This is a genomic window from Microbacterium azadirachtae (assembly GCF_025583665.1).
In the GTDB taxonomy this organism is placed as follows: Bacteria; Actinomycetota; Actinomycetes; order Actinomycetales; family Microbacteriaceae; genus Microbacterium; species Microbacterium azadirachtae.
Genome location: NZ_CP099706.1, coordinates 232,636 through 247,016 on the forward strand (window position 1 = coordinate 232,636; position 14,381 = coordinate 247,016).

At 70.6% G+C, this 14,381-nt stretch carries 15 protein-coding genes; 10 read left to right on the plus strand and 5 right to left on the minus strand.

Annotated elements, in window-relative coordinates:
- Positions 1-89 precede the first annotated feature (89 nt).
- Positions 90-1,883: an ABC1 kinase family protein gene (locus tag NFX31_RS01135; protein ID WP_091477767.1), complete on the plus strand. Its 1,794-nt coding sequence runs from the start codon at positions 90-92 to the stop codon at positions 1,881-1,883.
- A 73-nt stretch (positions 1,884-1,956) separates the two neighbouring features.
- On the opposite strand, the gene NFX31_RS01140 is transcribed toward NFX31_RS01135, so the two are convergent.
- Together NFX31_RS01140 and NFX31_RS01145 are read right to left on the minus strand one after the other, a co-directional pair.
- Positions 1,957-3,777, minus strand: a complete 1,821-nt coding sequence (locus NFX31_RS01140) for a ParB-like protein (protein WP_262956507.1) — start codon at positions 3,775-3,777, stop codon at positions 1,957-1,959.
- A gap of 223 nt (positions 3,778-4,000) precedes the next feature.
- Entirely contained in the window at positions 4,001-5,230 is a 1,230-nt protein-coding gene (locus tag NFX31_RS01145; protein WP_045251075.1) for an MFS transporter, read from the minus strand.
- An 82-nt stretch (positions 5,231-5,312) separates the two neighbouring features.
- On the opposite strand from NFX31_RS01145, the gene NFX31_RS01150 reads away from it, so the two are divergent.
- On the plus strand, positions 5,313-5,633 hold the full coding sequence (locus NFX31_RS01150; protein WP_091477766.1) for an ArsR/SmtB family transcription factor: 321 nt from the start codon (positions 5,313-5,315) through the stop codon (positions 5,631-5,633).
- Positions 5,634-5,699: 66 nt separating this feature from the next.
- Here NFX31_RS01150 and NFX31_RS01155 read toward each other — a convergent pair whose 3' ends face one another.
- Both NFX31_RS01155 and NFX31_RS01160 read right to left on the minus strand, forming a co-directional pair.
- Positions 5,700-6,170 (minus strand): hypothetical protein, encoded by a 471-nt coding sequence (locus tag NFX31_RS01155; RefSeq protein WP_262956508.1) that lies wholly within the window; start codon positions 6,168-6,170, stop codon positions 5,700-5,702.
- 55 nt (positions 6,171-6,225) lie between these two features.
- On the minus strand, positions 6,226-6,894 hold the full coding sequence (locus NFX31_RS01160; protein ID WP_262956509.1) for a ScbR family autoregulator-binding transcription factor: 669 nt from the start codon (positions 6,892-6,894) through the stop codon (positions 6,226-6,228).
- 181 nt (positions 6,895-7,075) lie between these two features.
- On the opposite strand from NFX31_RS01160, the gene NFX31_RS01165 reads away from it, so the two are divergent.
- The 7 genes from NFX31_RS01165 to NFX31_RS01195 all read left to right on the plus strand — a co-directional run bounded on the left by NFX31_RS01165 (position 7,076) and on the right by NFX31_RS01195 (position 11,596).
- Positions 7,076-7,519 (plus strand): DUF3592 domain-containing protein, encoded by a 444-nt coding sequence (locus tag NFX31_RS01165; RefSeq protein ID WP_045251072.1) that lies wholly within the window; start codon positions 7,076-7,078, stop codon positions 7,517-7,519.
- Between the two features lie 59 nt (positions 7,520-7,578).
- Positions 7,579-7,956: an ArsR/SmtB family transcription factor gene (locus NFX31_RS01170; RefSeq protein WP_045251071.1), complete on the plus strand. Its 378-nt coding sequence runs from the start codon at positions 7,579-7,581 to the stop codon at positions 7,954-7,956.
- A gap of 21 nt (positions 7,957-7,977) precedes the next feature.
- On the plus strand, positions 7,978-8,955 hold the full coding sequence (locus tag NFX31_RS01175) for an SRPBCC family protein (protein WP_091477763.1): 978 nt from the start codon (positions 7,978-7,980) through the stop codon (positions 8,953-8,955).
- A 239-nt stretch (positions 8,956-9,194) separates the two neighbouring features.
- On the plus strand, positions 9,195-9,743 hold the full coding sequence (locus NFX31_RS01180) for a hypothetical protein (protein WP_052674355.1): 549 nt from the start codon (positions 9,195-9,197) through the stop codon (positions 9,741-9,743).
- A 77-nt stretch (positions 9,744-9,820) separates the two neighbouring features.
- The gene (locus NFX31_RS01185; RefSeq protein ID WP_262956510.1) at positions 9,821-10,876 is read left to right on the plus strand and encodes a DUF998 domain-containing protein; all 1,056 of its coding nucleotides are present in this window, start codon (positions 9,821-9,823) and stop codon (positions 10,874-10,876) included.
- Positions 10,877-10,951: 75 nt separating this feature from the next.
- Positions 10,952-11,170: a hypothetical protein gene (locus NFX31_RS01190; RefSeq protein ID WP_045251069.1), complete on the plus strand. Its 219-nt coding sequence runs from the start codon at positions 10,952-10,954 to the stop codon at positions 11,168-11,170.
- 105 nt (positions 11,171-11,275) lie between these two features.
- Entirely contained in the window at positions 11,276-11,596 is a 321-nt protein-coding gene (locus tag NFX31_RS01195) for a YciI family protein (protein ID WP_262956511.1), read from the plus strand.
- Between the two features lie 91 nt (positions 11,597-11,687).
- Here NFX31_RS01195 and NFX31_RS01200 read toward each other — a convergent pair whose 3' ends face one another.
- Positions 11,688-13,004: a hypothetical protein gene (locus NFX31_RS01200; RefSeq protein WP_262956512.1), complete on the minus strand. Its 1,317-nt coding sequence runs from the start codon at positions 13,002-13,004 to the stop codon at positions 11,688-11,690.
- Positions 13,005-13,263: 259 nt separating this feature from the next.
- On the opposite strand from NFX31_RS01200, the gene NFX31_RS01205 reads away from it, so the two are divergent.
- Complete coding sequence (locus NFX31_RS01205; protein WP_262956513.1) at positions 13,264-14,370, plus strand: helix-turn-helix domain-containing protein; 1,107 nt, start codon at positions 13,264-13,266, stop codon at positions 14,368-14,370.
- Positions 14,371-14,381 lie beyond the last annotated feature (11 nt).

Sequence of the window (14,381 nt, forward strand, 5' to 3'; positions counted from 1 at the left end):
CGGGGCGATCTCCTCTCCCGGCGCGGCGGTCGCGAGGGGGATGTCCAGGGCGGCCCAGGGCACGAAGATGGGACCGGAGGCACATCGTGATGGTCGTTGATCGGAGTCCGTCGCCCTCGCCGCGCACCGCCGGGGCAGAGGGGCAGAGTGCTCCGCTGCGCGCCCGCTATCGGCGCATCCTCGCCTTCGCCGCGCGTGTGCTCGCGCAGACGTGGTGGTTCGAGATCGCGCTGCCGCGGATCGGCCTGGCGCGGGTCGCCGAGAGCAGCCGCGAGCGGCGGATGCGCACCCTCGCGCAGCGGTTCCACGTGCTCGCCGTCGAGCTGGGCGGTCTGATGATCAAAGTCGGCCAGTTCCTGTCGTCACGGCTCGACGTCCTGCCGCCCGAGATCACCACGGAGCTCGCGGGCCTGCAGGACGAGGTGCCCGCGGTGCCGATCGACCAGATCCGCGCGCTCGCCGAAGCGGAGCTGGGCGTGCCGCTCGCGCGCGCCTTCGCGTCGTTCGACGAGGTGCCGCTCGCCGCCGCCTCGCTGGGACAGGCGCACCGTGCCCGGCTCTCCGCGCAGGATGCGGCCGACACCGGGTTCTCCGAGGTCGTCGTCAAGGTGCAGCGGCCGGGGATCGACCAGGTCGTCGCCACGGACCTCGCCGCACTGCGCCGCGTCGCCGGGTGGCTGCGCCGGATCCGGTTCGTCGCCGATCGCGTCAACGCGCCCGCGCTCGTCGAGGAGTTCGCCCAGACGAGCCTCGAGGAGATCGACTACATCCACGAGGCGTCGGCCGCCGAGCGCTTCGCGGAGGCGTTCCGAGACGACCCGCGGGTCGACGCCCCGCTGGTCGCCTGGGAGCGCACCACGCGCCGTGTGCTCACGCTCTCGGATGTCACCGCGATCAAGATCAACGACGTGGACGCCCTCCGCGCGGCCGGCATCGATCCGGCCGACGTGGCCCACGTGTTCGCCGAGGTCATGTTCGACCAGGTCTTCACACACGGCTTCGTGCATGCGGATCCGCATCCCGGCAACATCTTCGTCACGCCGCACGAGGACCAGGTCCCGGAGAGTGCAGATCCTGCGGAAGACGGCGTTTCGTCTCGCTCCGCTCGCTCAACGGCCGGGCGCCGCTGGCGGCTGACCTTCATCGACTTCGGGATGATGGCGGAGGTGCCCGAGGGCATCCGGCACGGGCTGCGGACCCTGTTCATCGCGGCCGCCTCCCGCGACGGCAAGGGCATGGTCGCCGCAGCCCAGGAGATCGGCGTGCTCATGCCGTCGGCCGAGAACCGCGAGCTGGAGCGGGCGCTCACCGCCCTGTTCGCCCGGTTCGGGGGCATGGGGTTCGCCGAGCTGCGCGACGTGGATCCTCGCGAGTTCCAGGGGTTCGCCGAGGAGTTCGGCGACACCATGCGCTCGCTTCCGGTGCAGCTGCCCGAGGGGCTCCTCCTGCTGATCCGGGCGGTGTCGCTCACCTCGGGAATGTGCAGCGGGCTGGATCCGCAGTTCAACATCTGGGAGTCGATCGAGCCGTACGCCACCCGGCTGCTGGCCGACGAGAGCGGCAACATCGTGCAGGATCTCGCCGGTCAGGCGGTCGCGAACGCGGCGACGCTGTGGCGGCTGCCGAAGCGGATCGACGACATCATCACGCGCGTCGACGAGGGATCCGTCACGTTCGACACCTCGCGCATCGAGCGCCGCCTCGACCGCATCGACGGCCTCATCCGCCGCGGCGTCTCGGCGCTGCTGTTCGCCGCGCTGCTCATCGGCGGCGCGCTCGTGCTGACCGCAAACCCTCCGCTCGGCGTCGTCCTGATGAGCGTCTCGGTGCTGCCGCTGCTGCACACCCTCTTCGCGGGCCTGTTCCGGCGCGGGCCGCGCTGACCGGGAGCCCGCGGCGCGACGAGGAAGGGCGCACGACCGGATCGCGGTCGTGCGCCCTTCCTCGGGTGCGGCGTCAGTCCGCGTCGAGGTCGGCGCGGCGGCGGGCCAGGAGCAGCACACCCGCGGCGATCACGACGACGCCGGCGATGCCGAGCCCGATCGGCGCCTCGGATCCGGTGGTCGCGAGAGAACCCGCGGAAGCGGATCCGGATCCTGCCGAGCCGCCGGATCCGGAGCCCGGCGTGGAGCCGCCGCCGTTCCCGGCGCTCGCCGGGACGACCGTGAACGACGCGGAGGCGACCGTGGTGCCGCCGAACGAGACGGTCACCGTGTGGGCGCCCGCGGGGAGCGAGGCGGGCAGGGCGGCCTGCAGCGTGAAGGCGCCGGCGGCGTCGGTGGATCCCGTGCCGAGCGACACCGGATCCGAGTGCACCTCGACCGCGAAGCCCGCGACGTCGGACGCGAGTCCGGTCGCCGAGACGGTGACCGTGCCTCCCGGACGCAGGTCGCCCGAGATCGCCACCGCGCCCTGCACCGCGGCCGGGTCGGCCACCGCGACCGGCGTGGCGGCGGACGCCGTGGATCCGATCGCGTTGTGCGCCGTGACGGTCGCCGAGTACGAGCCGGGGGCGACGCCGTCGAACGTGAACGACGTGCTGCGCGCATCGACGTCCGCCGTCAGCCCGGCGCCGAGGGACACCGTGTAGCCGGTGATCGGGGATCCGCCGTCGGCGGGGGCCGTCCAGCTGAGCGTCACGTGCGACCCGGCGGACGAGGCGCCGCCGACGACAGCGGAGGGCGCGGCGGGAGCGGACGGCGCCGTGGGCGCGGGCGTCACGTGGCGCAGCCGGTACTCGGTCATGTACGCGAGCTTGCCCGGCTTCGCGTCGGTGTAGGGCTTGGCCAGTTTCGCCCACTCGCCCTTGCCCTCCGCCTTGCCGTCGTTCCAGGCGCTCAGCACGCTGAGGTCGCCCGCGGTGTAGCCCGACTGCGGGTCGACGACGGTGCTCGCGCCGAGCGCGACCTGCGCCTGGGTGAGCTGCTTCACGAGGGCCAGGGATCCGGCCCAGTCGTCCTGGTTCCAGCCGGCGACGGGGATGTCGGCCCGGGTACGCAGCCACGTCCCCCAGTAGAACTCCTGGAACGGCACGGCGCCGTCGGCCGAGTAGCCGATGTCGCGGGCGAAGTAGAGGATGCTGCGGAAGCGGTCGTCCTCGAAGTTCGAGAGCCCGACGTTCGACGGCAGCTGGGCGGGGGTGATCGCGTCGCCGTTCACGTCGCGCAGCCAGGTCCACTTGTTCGCCTGCATCGCGTTCCAGAAGTCCGCGTCGGACAGCCCGGACAGGTTGCCCAGCACACGCAGCCGCACGCGCACGTCGGGGCCGCTGTTCTCCTGGAAGGACGTGAGCGTGTGGTGTCCGTCCGTGAGGTAGAGCACTCCGTGGGGACCGATGACGACCGTCTTCATGGGCTCGATCGTGGCGGCGGTCTCCCCGCCGACGGGCACCGTGCACGTGAAGGTGGACGGATCCGTCAGCGTCGCGTCCGGCTGTGCGCTCGCGACGTCCTGCTGGCCGTTGGCCTCGCACCAGTCGGCGAACTTCTTGTTGATCGCGTCCTTCGACAGCTCGGCGTCGTAGCGGCCGAGCTTGTAGTAGACCTCGTCGTAGCCCAGCGAGGGCTGCGTCGGGTGCACGTCGCCGATGCGCACGTCGAGCAGCTCGCCGACGGGCGCGCAGAGGTCGCGGGTGTCGCCGACCGCGCACGACGCGTCCTTCACGTCGGTCGGCGCGTCGGCGGCGGAGGCGGGTGCGGCGGCGAGCACGGATCCGCCGAGGGTGAGGAATGAGGCGAGCGCGACGGCGAGCGTGCGACGCGAGCGGAGCAGGGGCACGGGGTCTCCAGAGGACGGGGGACGGGAGTCTCCCCCGAGCCTGGTCAGCCGAGGCGGACGAAGGGTTGCGGCCGAGTGAACGGTGGGTGACGCGCCGTGCCGATCAGCGCGCGGTGCCGCCCCGGCGAGACCGTCGTGCGAGGCGCACGTCGCCCGGCGCGAGCGCCGTCGCGGCAGCCGCGCGCACGTCGCCCGGCGCGAGCGCCGTCGCGGCAGCCGCGGGTCAGGCGGGGCGGCGCACGCGCAGGACGAGCGCGAGCAGCGACAGCGCGATAACGATGACGCCGTAGCCGACGCAGACCGTGCCGAGCCCCACCGGTGCGACCAGCACGCCGGCGATCACGGCCGGCACCCCGAAGGCGAGATACGCGAGCAGGTACAGCACGGCGAAGGCGTCGGCGCGCTGGGTGGCCGGGATCCGCGGGGCGAGGGATCCGACCACGCCGAAGAACGCGGTGCCGAAGCCCATGCCCGTCACGGCGGCGGCCACCAGGTAGGCGGGCAGGGATCCGAGCCCCAGCGCGATCAGCGACAGCGCGGTGCCGGTGGCGAGCGCCGCGGTGCCGAAGATCACGATCGTGCGGGCCGTGCGCCGCCGGATCGCGAAAGCCGTGACCGCCCCGACGCCCGCCAGCAGCGCGACGGCCAGCCCCTGCCACAGGTGCGCGGTGCCGCCGAGCTCGCCGTGGACGATGCTCGCGCCGAGGGAGAGGAACAGCCCTCCTGTCGCCCAGCCGGCGATGACTGCGGGAGCGGCCCGCCAGAACTCCGACCTGATCTCGGCGGGCACCGAGAGGCGGAAGCGCAGCGACGCCCAGGCTCCGGGCAGCAGCGGCGCGGTCTCGGGCGCGATGAGCACCAGCCCCGCGATCACGAGGTACGCCGCGGTGAGCGGGTCGAACACGTCGGGGAGCGCGTCGGCGGTCGCGTCGAGCGCGAGGGCGGAGACGAGGGCTCCGGAGGCGAGGCCGATCCCGGGGCTGAGCGCGTTCCAGAGCGCCGCCGTTCCGGGGCGGGCCGGCGGCGCGAGGTCCAGGACGGTCGCCGAGAGGGCGGCGATCAGCAGGCCGCTCGCTATGCCCTGCAGGATCCGGGCGAGCACGAGCAGCAGCACGGATCCTGCGTTCCCGAACAGGATCATGCTGACGGCGAGCACCACGAGTCCTGCGACGATGACGGGCCGTCGTCCGACGTGATCGGAGAGCGACCCGGCCGCGAGCAGCGTGAGCAGCAGTGCGGCGGCGTACACGGCGAAGACCACCGTGATGACGATCGCATCGAATCCGAGGCGCTGGGCGAGCACGGGGTAGAAGGGCGAGGGTGCGCTCGCCCCCGCCATCATCAGGATCTGCGCGACGATCGCGAGGACGAACCCGAACCGCGTGCGCGCGGAGCGCGCGGGCAGCGCGGCGGACTCCCCGATCCGAGGCGTCGCGATCGGCTGGGTGGTCATGGCGTCTCCTCATCCGTTCGAGAATTGTCGAACGTTGTGCACATTACTCGCCCACCGATGAATGTTCAAGTATTATCGAACCATGCCAGGCGCCGTCGATCTTCCGCATCCGGAACGCTCCGAGATCGAGCTCACCGCGGTGCTCTTCGCGCTGAGCGATCCCGAGCGCCTCTCGATCGCCCGTCAGCTCGTCGACGGTCCGCTCGACATGGCGGCGTGCCACGCGACGGATCCGAACCTGCCGAAGTCGACCAAGTCGCACTTCATGAAGGTGCTGCGCGAGGCGGGCGTGATCCGCAACGAGCCGAACGGCCGCCGGCGCATCCTCACGCTCCGCCGCGACGACCTCGAGGCGAGGTTCCCCGGACTGCTCGACGCGGTGCTGGGCTCTTCGGAAGCCTGACCGGTCCGAGCGGCGACCAGTGCCGCCGCTCGCGGAGATGGCGGGCAGGTCGTCGTCGGCCGGGCGTCAGTCCGTCAGGATCGCGAACACCGTCGTCCGAGTGGTGCCGGTCGCATCCGTCGTCTCGTATCGCACCGGCATGCCCGGGTGCGCGAGCGCGAACCAGAACACCGACCCGCCGTCCTCGTCTGCGACGTCGTAGCGTCGGCATTCGAGCCGGCCGAGCGGGTGCTCGATGACCTCGGTGGCCACGGTCGTGCGGTCGGCCGGGAAGGCGGCATGGGCCTGCAGCTCCCGCCAGGTGACGCGCGCGCCCTTCGCCGCCTCGGGCGCGTCGGCCGGATGGCTCTCCAGCAGCGCCCCGTCGTCGTCGCCGGCGGAGTATCGGCTGATCCGCTCGGTCGTGGTGCCGTCGGGCGCCTCGGTCCGCACACGGATGACGGCTCCGGTGCGCAGTGCGTCGCGGATCTCGGCGGCCGTGAACGGCGTCGGCAGCAGTGCCTCGGCGACGACGTGCGGATCCGGGTTCTCGGTCATGCGGCCAGGATAGGCGCCTCGCCGCCCGTTCCCCACCGATTCGTCGACGATCGGGTCAGGCGCGCGCTCCGAGGATGCGCTCCCGCTCGTCGCGTCCGCGGGGCGTCATGATCCCGGTCAGGAAGATCCGCAGCAGGTCGTCGACGCGGCGGGGCAGATCCTTGCGCGCCTCCAGCACATGCGACACGACCTGCGTGCCGGTGTAGGAGGCGACCAGCACGCGGGCGGCGGCGTCCGCGTCCACCTCCGCGTCGATGACGCCCTCGGACTGGCCCTGCCGCAGCAGGTCGGCCATCACGGTGATCCAGCCGAGGTACGGATGGACGGGGCTGTCGTCGAACGCGAGCTCCATCGTGAGCCGGATCCCGCCGCGCACCAGAGGATCGTCGAGGATCTGACGGGCCAGCCCATGGCTCATCATCACCAGCTGCTCGATCGGTCCGGCGCCGGTCGCGGCGGCCGCTTCGGTCAGACGGGACGAGGCGCGGTGCTGCTCGTCGATGACCGCATCCGCGATCTCGCGCTTGGTGGTGAACTGGAAGTACATCGCGCCGCGGGAGACGCCGGAGCGCTGCTCGATCAGGGACAGGGTGGCAGCCGAGTATCCGACCTCGTCGAACACGGCGGCGGCGCCGAGGAGGAGCTGCTCGCGCTTCTCGATCGCGCGCGACTGCACGACGCTCCTGCCGCGCCCTTCGGCTCGCACGTTCGACTCCGCCGCCACTGTGGACTCCTGTCTGCTCGGGCCCAGGCTACTGGCGTTGTCGAGGCGAGAACTGTGCGCGGCGGGCGGAGGAATCGAATCAAGGTGACCGGCTCGGTCCTGGTTAGGATCGGTCCGCAGAGCTCGCGTGACGACGGTCCCGTCGGCATGCCGACGAACCGCGTCCTCGAGAGGTACGACCATGACCACGATCCAAATCGTCGTGTGGAGCGTCTGGGGTGGATTCGTCCTCCTGATGATCGCCGTCTCGGTGTTCCAGCTGAGCAGGATCCGATACCGCGAGCGCGGGATGCGCCACTGGCCGCACGTGCCGGCCGTCGTCGTCGGTCACCAGGAGGTGCCGGGTCTGAGCGAGCCGGGCGAGATCTCGCAGCTGCCGTCGTACCTCAGCGTCTATCGGTACACAGCCGCCGACGGCCAGAGCTTCACGGGGAAGACCGTGTGGAGCGCCGGGCGACCGCTCCCCGAGTCCGAGCGGCTGACGGTGTGCGTCAACCCCGCCGATCCACGCGAGTCGTATCCGGTCGAGCGCACCAGCCGGGTCGTGCTCGTCAGCGCGCTGGGCGCCATGGCCCTGTTCGTCATCGGCTCGTTCTTCTTCGTCCGGGTGCTGGTCGGATCCTGAGGTCGCAAGTGCGACGGCACTCTTGACACGGGGATCCGGCCGCCGTAATCTACAACCAAATGGTTGTAAGAAATGAACTGAGCGATGAACAGATCGACCGAGTGTTCCAGGCCCTGGCGGCGAGCACGCGGCGCGACATCCTGCGCCGCACGATCGCCCAGGAGCAGTCCGTCTCCGAGCTCGCCCGCGACTACGACATGTCGTTCGCGGCGGTGCAGAAGCATGTGGCCGTCCTCGAGGCGGCCGAGCTCATCATCAAGCGCGCCGAAGGACGCGAGCGGCTCGTCCGCGCGAATCCCGAGATGATCGCCCGCGCTCGCGCCCTGCTGTCCCGCTACGAGGACCTCTGGCGCTCCCGGATCTCCCGCCTCGACGACCTGCTCGCCGAAGACGCCCCCGACTCCGGATCCGCTCCGCGCGGATCCTCGACCCCCTGACTCACACAGAAGGAGAGTGACATGCCCGTCACCGATGTGATCACCGATCCCGAGAATCTGACGCTGACGATCCTCGCGGACTTCGCCGCGCCGGTGGAGCGCGTATGGGCCGCGTACGCGGACCCGCGCCAGCTCGAGCGCTTCTGGGGCCCTCCGGGATGGCCCGCCACGTTCACCGAGTTCGACCACACGGTGGGCGGCTTCGCGCAGTACCGCCTGATCGGTCCTCGCGGGGAGAAGTCGTCCGGGCGGTGGGAGTTCACCCGCATCGAGGCGCCGACGATGTTCGAGGTGCTGGACTCCTTCGTCGACGACGACGGTCAGCCCGTCGAGGGCTTCCCGGCGATGCGGATGCGCCTCGAGTTCTCGCCGACCGCGGAGGGCACCCGAATGACCGGGACAAGCCACTTCGACTCGGTCGAGGCGCTCGAGCAGGTCGTCGCGATGGGCGTGATCGAGGGCACGAAGGCCGCGATGAGCCAGCTCGACGCGGTGCTGCAGGATCTGCGCGACTACGCCCAGGGCAAGGGCACCCGCCTCGAGGTGCTCGACGACACGCATGTGCGGATCACCCGGCTGGTCGGCGGCCCGCGGGACCTGGTGTGGCGTGCGCACAACGACCCGGAGCTGATGAGGAAGTGGCTGCTCGGTCCGGACGGCTGGGAGATGACGGAGTGCGTGATCGCGACCGAGCCCGGCCAGACCTACCGCAACGCGTGGGCGCCGGTCGGCGACACCGCCGGGCAGGCCTTCGGGTTCGAGGGCGAGGCGCTGCTCGTGGAGGCCCCGCGCCGGATGGTGACCACCGAGCGGATGCAGGGAACCGACGGCCCGACCACGCTGAACGACGTCTCGCTCTATGAGGAGGACGGCGCGACGCTGATCACGCTGCTCGTCGAGTATCCGGACGCCGCGACGCGCGACATGATCCTCGCCACGGGCATGATCGACGGCATGGAGGCTTCCTACGCCCGCATGGAGGACCTCGTCCTGGTCTGACCCACCCGGGTCTGATCCCCCTGGATCCGACTCATCCCGGTCTGAGAAACACAACGCAGAAGATCCCGGTCGATATCGCCCTCCGGGGCGGATTCCGACCGGGATCTCCTGCGTCGTGCACGGCCGGGGACCGAGACCGGGGGCCGACGGCCGGGTTCGACGCCGGGGCGACGCCGGGCCGCGGGCCGCAGCCACCACCCCGCGCCGGCCGAAGTCCCGGGACGCGGTACGGTCGGAGGATGTCCGCCTTCGTGGTGAAGATCCTCCTCGTGCTCGCCGTGCTCATCCTCGTGGCGGCGGCCGTGTCGAGGATGCGCGGGCGCCGATCGGTCGGCCCGGTGCGGCAGCGCATGCCGATGCTCGTGCTCTTCGTCGGCGTGCTCCTCGTCGCCATGGGCGGGCTGATGGCGCTCGCATCGTTCACCGCGCAGAATGCCGACGGTATGCTCTGGCCCTTGCGGGTCGCATCGGTCGTGATCGCGCTGGGCGGCGCGTGGTTCCTCGTGATGTACCGCAACTTCTACGTCGAGCCGCGTGCGGACGAGGTCGCCTTCCGCACCGTCTGGGGCAGGGAGGGCGTGATCGCGTATGCGGACATCACCGACTTCTCGGTGCACGCCTCCGGCGGTCGGCTGCGGCTCACCGTGCGCGCGGCGTCCGGCGCGCGACTGCGCCTCACCCCGAATCTGTACGACCTGTCGCCCCTCCTGCGGGCGAACGAGTTCCGGCAGCACAACGGCCGCTGGCCGGTGCGCGGCGAGCTGTACGGCGGGCCCGGCCCCCGCTGAGACGGCGACGCGGGTCGGATCCGGTCTCCGCGGACCGGCGCGTCGGCGACGTCCGCGGCGCGTGGTTCGATGACGGCATGGACACCGCCGAACGCCTGCGCGCCGAGACCCGCACGGTCTGGGCGACCGCGCTCTGCTTCGCCGCAGGCGCGATCGCGGGCTTCATCGTGCTGCAGGGACCGCCGCGTCCCCTGACCGGACCCGGCTCTCTGAGCCAGCCCGTCGCGGCGATCGCTGCCGTGATCGCCGCGGCCGCGTTCGTCACCAGCACGCTGCAGCACCGGCGCGGCGAGACCGCCCCGATGCCGCCGTGGCAGAGCGCCGTCTCGCACGTCTCCGCGGTCGCGCTTACGATCGTGTTCGCCGCCGTGACCGCGCTCGGAGTGCTGCTGGCGGGACTCGTGTTCGGCGCCGGGCTGCACGACTTCACGGCGCCGTCGCTCGGCGGGGGACTCATCGCGGGAGCCGCCGCCGCGCTGGGGGGCCGCTTCGCCTACACGGCGGGGATCGGGATCCGCACGCGGGACCTGTCCGCCCTGCTGTTCGGCTTCCTGGCCATCGGCACCCTGTTCGCGATGGCCACCGCGGCGGACCCGCTGTGGTGGCAGCAGAACTTCTCCCAGCTCGGGCTCGGCACCGGTGGCTGGGCGTTCAACGGCACCCTCGTGGTCGCGGGGCTGCTGTTCGCGACGGTGGGCTCCTACATCGGCCGCGACCTGCACCGGCTGCGCGGCGACGCCGCCCTCCGCGGGATCGCCGTGGTCGTCGCACTGTGGGCGGCGACCGGACTGGCCCTCGCCGTCGTCGGTCTCGTGCCGATCGAGCTCAGCCGGGTCGTGCACTGGATCGCCGCGGTCGGCACGCTCCTGCTGTTCGCGGCGGCCGCGGCGACCTCCGCGGCCGCGCTGCCCGGACGACCCCGTGCGCTCGCGATCGCGACCATCGGACTCGGTGTGCTGCTGGTCGCGGCCGTCGTGCTGCACTGGCCCGTCCGGCTGTACTCGTCCACCGGGCTCGAGGCGATCGCCGTGGGGCTGGGGCTGGTCTGGATGACGACGTTCGTGCGCGTGCTCGCCGTGCTGGTGCCCGACCTTCCGCGGGTCTCGGCGCGGGCCACGCTCCTGCGGGGCTGACCGCACCGGGCCGGGCTCGAGGGAGCCGACGCCTCGATCGGTCCGGTCGGCCGCGCACGGGCGCACAATGGAGCCATGGGCATGTTCACGCAGAAGCCGCAGGAGCCGAGCGCGTGGGCCGCGCTGCCCGGAGAGCCCCTCGACCGCGACGACGACCTGCTGCCCGAGCCGGCGGCGGATCCGTTCGGCATCGGCCTCGGCGCGACGACCTCGGCGACGAGCGTCGCGATCCCCCTCCCGCCCGAAGCGGGCGCGGTCGACGGCGAACCCGCCTCTGAGGGACAACCCCGCTAAGCCTGTTCATAGGTTCATGCCCCACGATCCCCGACGGGGACAGAATGGTCGCCGGCTGGGACAGATTGACTCATGCCGGCACGGACTGAGTTGGGGAAACATCACATGAGCAGATACCTGGTGCTCTACCGGTCGAATGTCTCGGCCGCAGACCAGATGCAGAACGCGGATCCTGAGGCAGGTGCCGAGAGCATGAAGGCCTGGATGGAGTGGGCGCAGCGAGCGGGCGACGCGATCGTCGACCTCGGCTCGCCGACGCAGACCGTCGACGGCGCCGACCCGGGCGCCACCTCCTTCATCGGTGGATACTCCATCGTCCAGGCGGAGTCGCTCGAAGCGCTCACAGCGATCTTCGACGGCCACCCGCACCTCGCCTGGGGCGGCACGATCGAGACGCTGGAGCTGCTCGAGATCCCCGGGATGTGACCCGGGCATCACGCGCCGCGAAGGCCTCCCTCGGTCGGAGGAAGGCCTTCGCGTCATGGAGGCGCTGAGCGCGTGCGGCTTATCCGACTCCTCAGCAGGTGCCGGTCTGGTTGAAGTTGACGAAGTCGGCATGCGAACCCTGGTCGCCGCCGTAGTACCCCTGGGCAGAGGTGACTCCGGACGCGACGACGGTGTTCTTGTACGACAAGGTCCCGTTGCTGAGGAAGTAGTGGTTCTTCAACGGGGTCGCCCCCGCCGGAACCGTCGCGTAGGTCTCGCTGAGGCTGCCGTCCCGGTAGCTCTTCCAGACGCCGTTGACGAGGGCGTCGGCGTAGTTGTTGTTCGGGCTGCGGAACGCAACGGCCTGCGTGACTCCGGTGGTCACGAGCGCATTGCGGAAATACAGGTTTCCCGCGTCGAGGAAGTACTGGTTGCCCAGAGGGGTCGCGCCGGCCGGCACCACGGAGTTCGTGTAGAGAGGATTGGTGAAGCCGTTCTGGTTGTTGTACGTGTACCAGACGCCGTTGATCAGCACGTCCACGTAGTCGGCATTGCCGCCGTACGAACCGAAGGCATCGGTCACGTTCGACAGCACAGGGGTGTTGCCGTAGTAGAGGGTGGTCCCGTCCAGGAAGTAGAAGTTCTGGAGCGCCGTCGCCGTCGCGGGCACCGCGGGGTAGGTCGCGTAGGTGCCGTTGGATCCCGTGGTGCCGTAGAAGCTGGTCCACGTGCCGTTGACCAGCATCGTCACCCAGTCGGCGTCGTGGCCGTTGCTGTCGGAGTGGAAGGCGACGGCCTGGGTGACGCCGGATGCGACGATCTTGCCGCCCTTGTTGGTGCTGTTCCCCCACCAGACGGCGCCGTCGGCCAGGAAGAAGTTGTTGCCGAGGGGCGTCGCCGAGGCTGGAATGTTCGCGTAGGTGGTGCTGCGATCGCTCGTGGTGTTGTTGTAGTTCTGCCACACGTAGGTGGTCGTCGTGCTTCCCGTCACGGTGACGCTCGCGGTGGCCGTGGTCGCGCCCGCCGCGGCGATGATCGCGTACGTGCCGTTGTTCGCGGGCGCCTTCAGGGCCAGGCTCACCTGACCGGCGGAGTTCGTCGTGAAGCTCTTCGGCCCCGTGGTCCCGTCGGGCCACATCAGGCCGTCGGGCAGCGACACCGTCACCGCGGCGTTGGCGGAGGGGGAGGCGCCGTTCATCGCCTGGATCGTCGCGGTCATGGTTCCGCACGCGCTCGCGGCGTAGACGGCCGCCGTGAAGGAGAGGGTGGTGATTCCCGATGCGGAGGCAAGCGGCATGGCCGCGGACGCCGCGATCACCGGGATCGACCAGCCCACCCCCTTGACGATCGTCCTCCTCTTGATCGGAAACGCAGCGCCTCCGACATTTCCGTTGATCTCGTTGTTCATTTCTCTCCCCCGTCATGAAAAGGACGGAAAGCGCGACGCGCATTCTCGATGATTGGATCCCACCCGGAGCGTGAATTGCACAGAGAGTGCGATTCGAAATGCATTCCGAGGTGTGGCCCAGCCGATGCTACTCCGCGCATTTTCCCGGAATTCGTAAACATATTGATATGTGGGTCATTGCGTCCGGCATGCCGGACAGTGCGTTATCTCGATATCCAGACGAGGGAGACGCCGCAATGCCCGCACGAAGGATGTCGTTGTGCCATTCACCCATCGAGCCCTGCTCGCCGTGCCGGAGCGCAGGCTGGGCGCCGACTCGCTCCGCCATGCCTTCGGTGCCGCCGAGCTGCTGCGCGCACCGGATCGCTCGACGCTCTCGGTGAGCGCCTTGATCATGCCGAAAGTCGCGATCGTCGAGATGGCGACCGACGCGCTGGCCGTGCGCTTGAGCGGCGGGGCGATGCGCGATTCCTATCCGAACGTCCTGTGCATCGTGACCGCCGGCGCGATGAGATATTCCGACGAGAGCCGGCACGTGGATGCCGGCGTCGGCGACGTCATCCACGTCGAGCCGAACATTCCCGCCGATCACCGGGTGACCTATGAGTTCGACGACGGCTTTCGAGGGATCTTCCTCATGGCGAGCCTCGCTGACAAGCCGGTGGCCGCCGGGCCGGGAGGGGGCGCCGATGTCCTTGCCTACGTCTCGCCTCTCGGCGACGCGTATGTGGCCTTCCTCGAATCGCTGACGAAGTCGGCGGACCTTCACGCCCGGGAGCAGGATCCGGAGACCGTCGCGGCCGCCGACGACATCGCCTCGTACATGTTCAACTCGCTGGTGAAGCGCGGCGGAGCGGCAGGCGAACCCGACGACCACCCGCCGGACGGCTCGCTTGCGCGGGCCCTGGCCGCGATACGCGAGACGGCGAACCTCGTCGAGACCACGCCGTCGGCGATCGCCGCTCGTCTGAACTACTCACTCGGACACATGCACCATCTCTTCGAAGGGCATGCGCGCACCATCGCGGAGGAGATCCGCTTCCAGCGCACGAGCCTGGCGTTGGAGGCGCTTCGGGATCCCCGTCTGCGGTCCGTCGGGCTGGAGTCCATCTCGACGTCGGCCGGATTCTCCAGCCTGCGCTCGATGAGGCGAGCCGTCACGGCGACGACGGGGATGAGTCCGTCCGAGGTGCGCAGGAACGCCCGGGCACAGCGCCTCGAGAGAAGAGACCGCCAGAGGGTCAAGCAGTCGGAGTGGCCGTGGCAAGGTCCCGGCAGCACCTCCGGCGCGAGACCGCTCGGGCCGACGTCGACGAGCACGAGCCGCGGCGGAACCGGCCGGTCCGAGACCGGCGTGCGCGGATGACGTCCGGCGGC

Bases quoted from the DNA above. Each gene is read 5' to 3' on its own strand.
- NFX31_RS01135 (WP_091477767.1), top strand. From the start codon at position 90: ATGGTCGTTGATCGGAGTCCGTCGCCCTCGCCGCGCACCGCCGGGGCA.
- NFX31_RS01145 (WP_045251075.1), bottom strand. From the start codon at position 5,230: ATGACCACCCAGCCGATCGCGACGCCTCGGATCGGGGAGTCCGCCGCG.
- NFX31_RS01150 (WP_091477766.1), top strand. From the start codon at position 5,313: ATGCCAGGCGCCGTCGATCTTCCGCATCCGGAACGCTCCGAGATCGAG.
- NFX31_RS01155 (WP_262956508.1), bottom strand. From the start codon at position 6,170: ATGACCGAGAACCCGGATCCGCACGTCGTCGCCGAGGCACTGCTGCCG.
- NFX31_RS01165 (WP_045251072.1), top strand. From the start codon at position 7,076: ATGACCACGATCCAAATCGTCGTGTGGAGCGTCTGGGGTGGATTCGTC.
- NFX31_RS01170 (WP_045251071.1), top strand. From the start codon at position 7,579: ATGGTTGTAAGAAATGAACTGAGCGATGAACAGATCGACCGAGTGTTC.
- NFX31_RS01175 (WP_091477763.1), top strand. From the start codon at position 7,978: ATGCCCGTCACCGATGTGATCACCGATCCCGAGAATCTGACGCTGACG.
- NFX31_RS01180 (WP_052674355.1), top strand. From the start codon at position 9,195: ATGTCCGCCTTCGTGGTGAAGATCCTCCTCGTGCTCGCCGTGCTCATC.
- NFX31_RS01185 (WP_262956510.1), top strand. From the start codon at position 9,821: ATGGACACCGCCGAACGCCTGCGCGCCGAGACCCGCACGGTCTGGGCG.
- NFX31_RS01190 (WP_045251069.1), top strand. From the start codon at position 10,952: ATGGGCATGTTCACGCAGAAGCCGCAGGAGCCGAGCGCGTGGGCCGCG.
- NFX31_RS01195 (WP_262956511.1), top strand. From the start codon at position 11,276: ATGAGCAGATACCTGGTGCTCTACCGGTCGAATGTCTCGGCCGCAGAC.
- NFX31_RS01200 (WP_262956512.1), bottom strand. From the start codon at position 13,004: ATGAACAACGAGATCAACGGAAATGTCGGAGGCGCTGCGTTTCCGATC.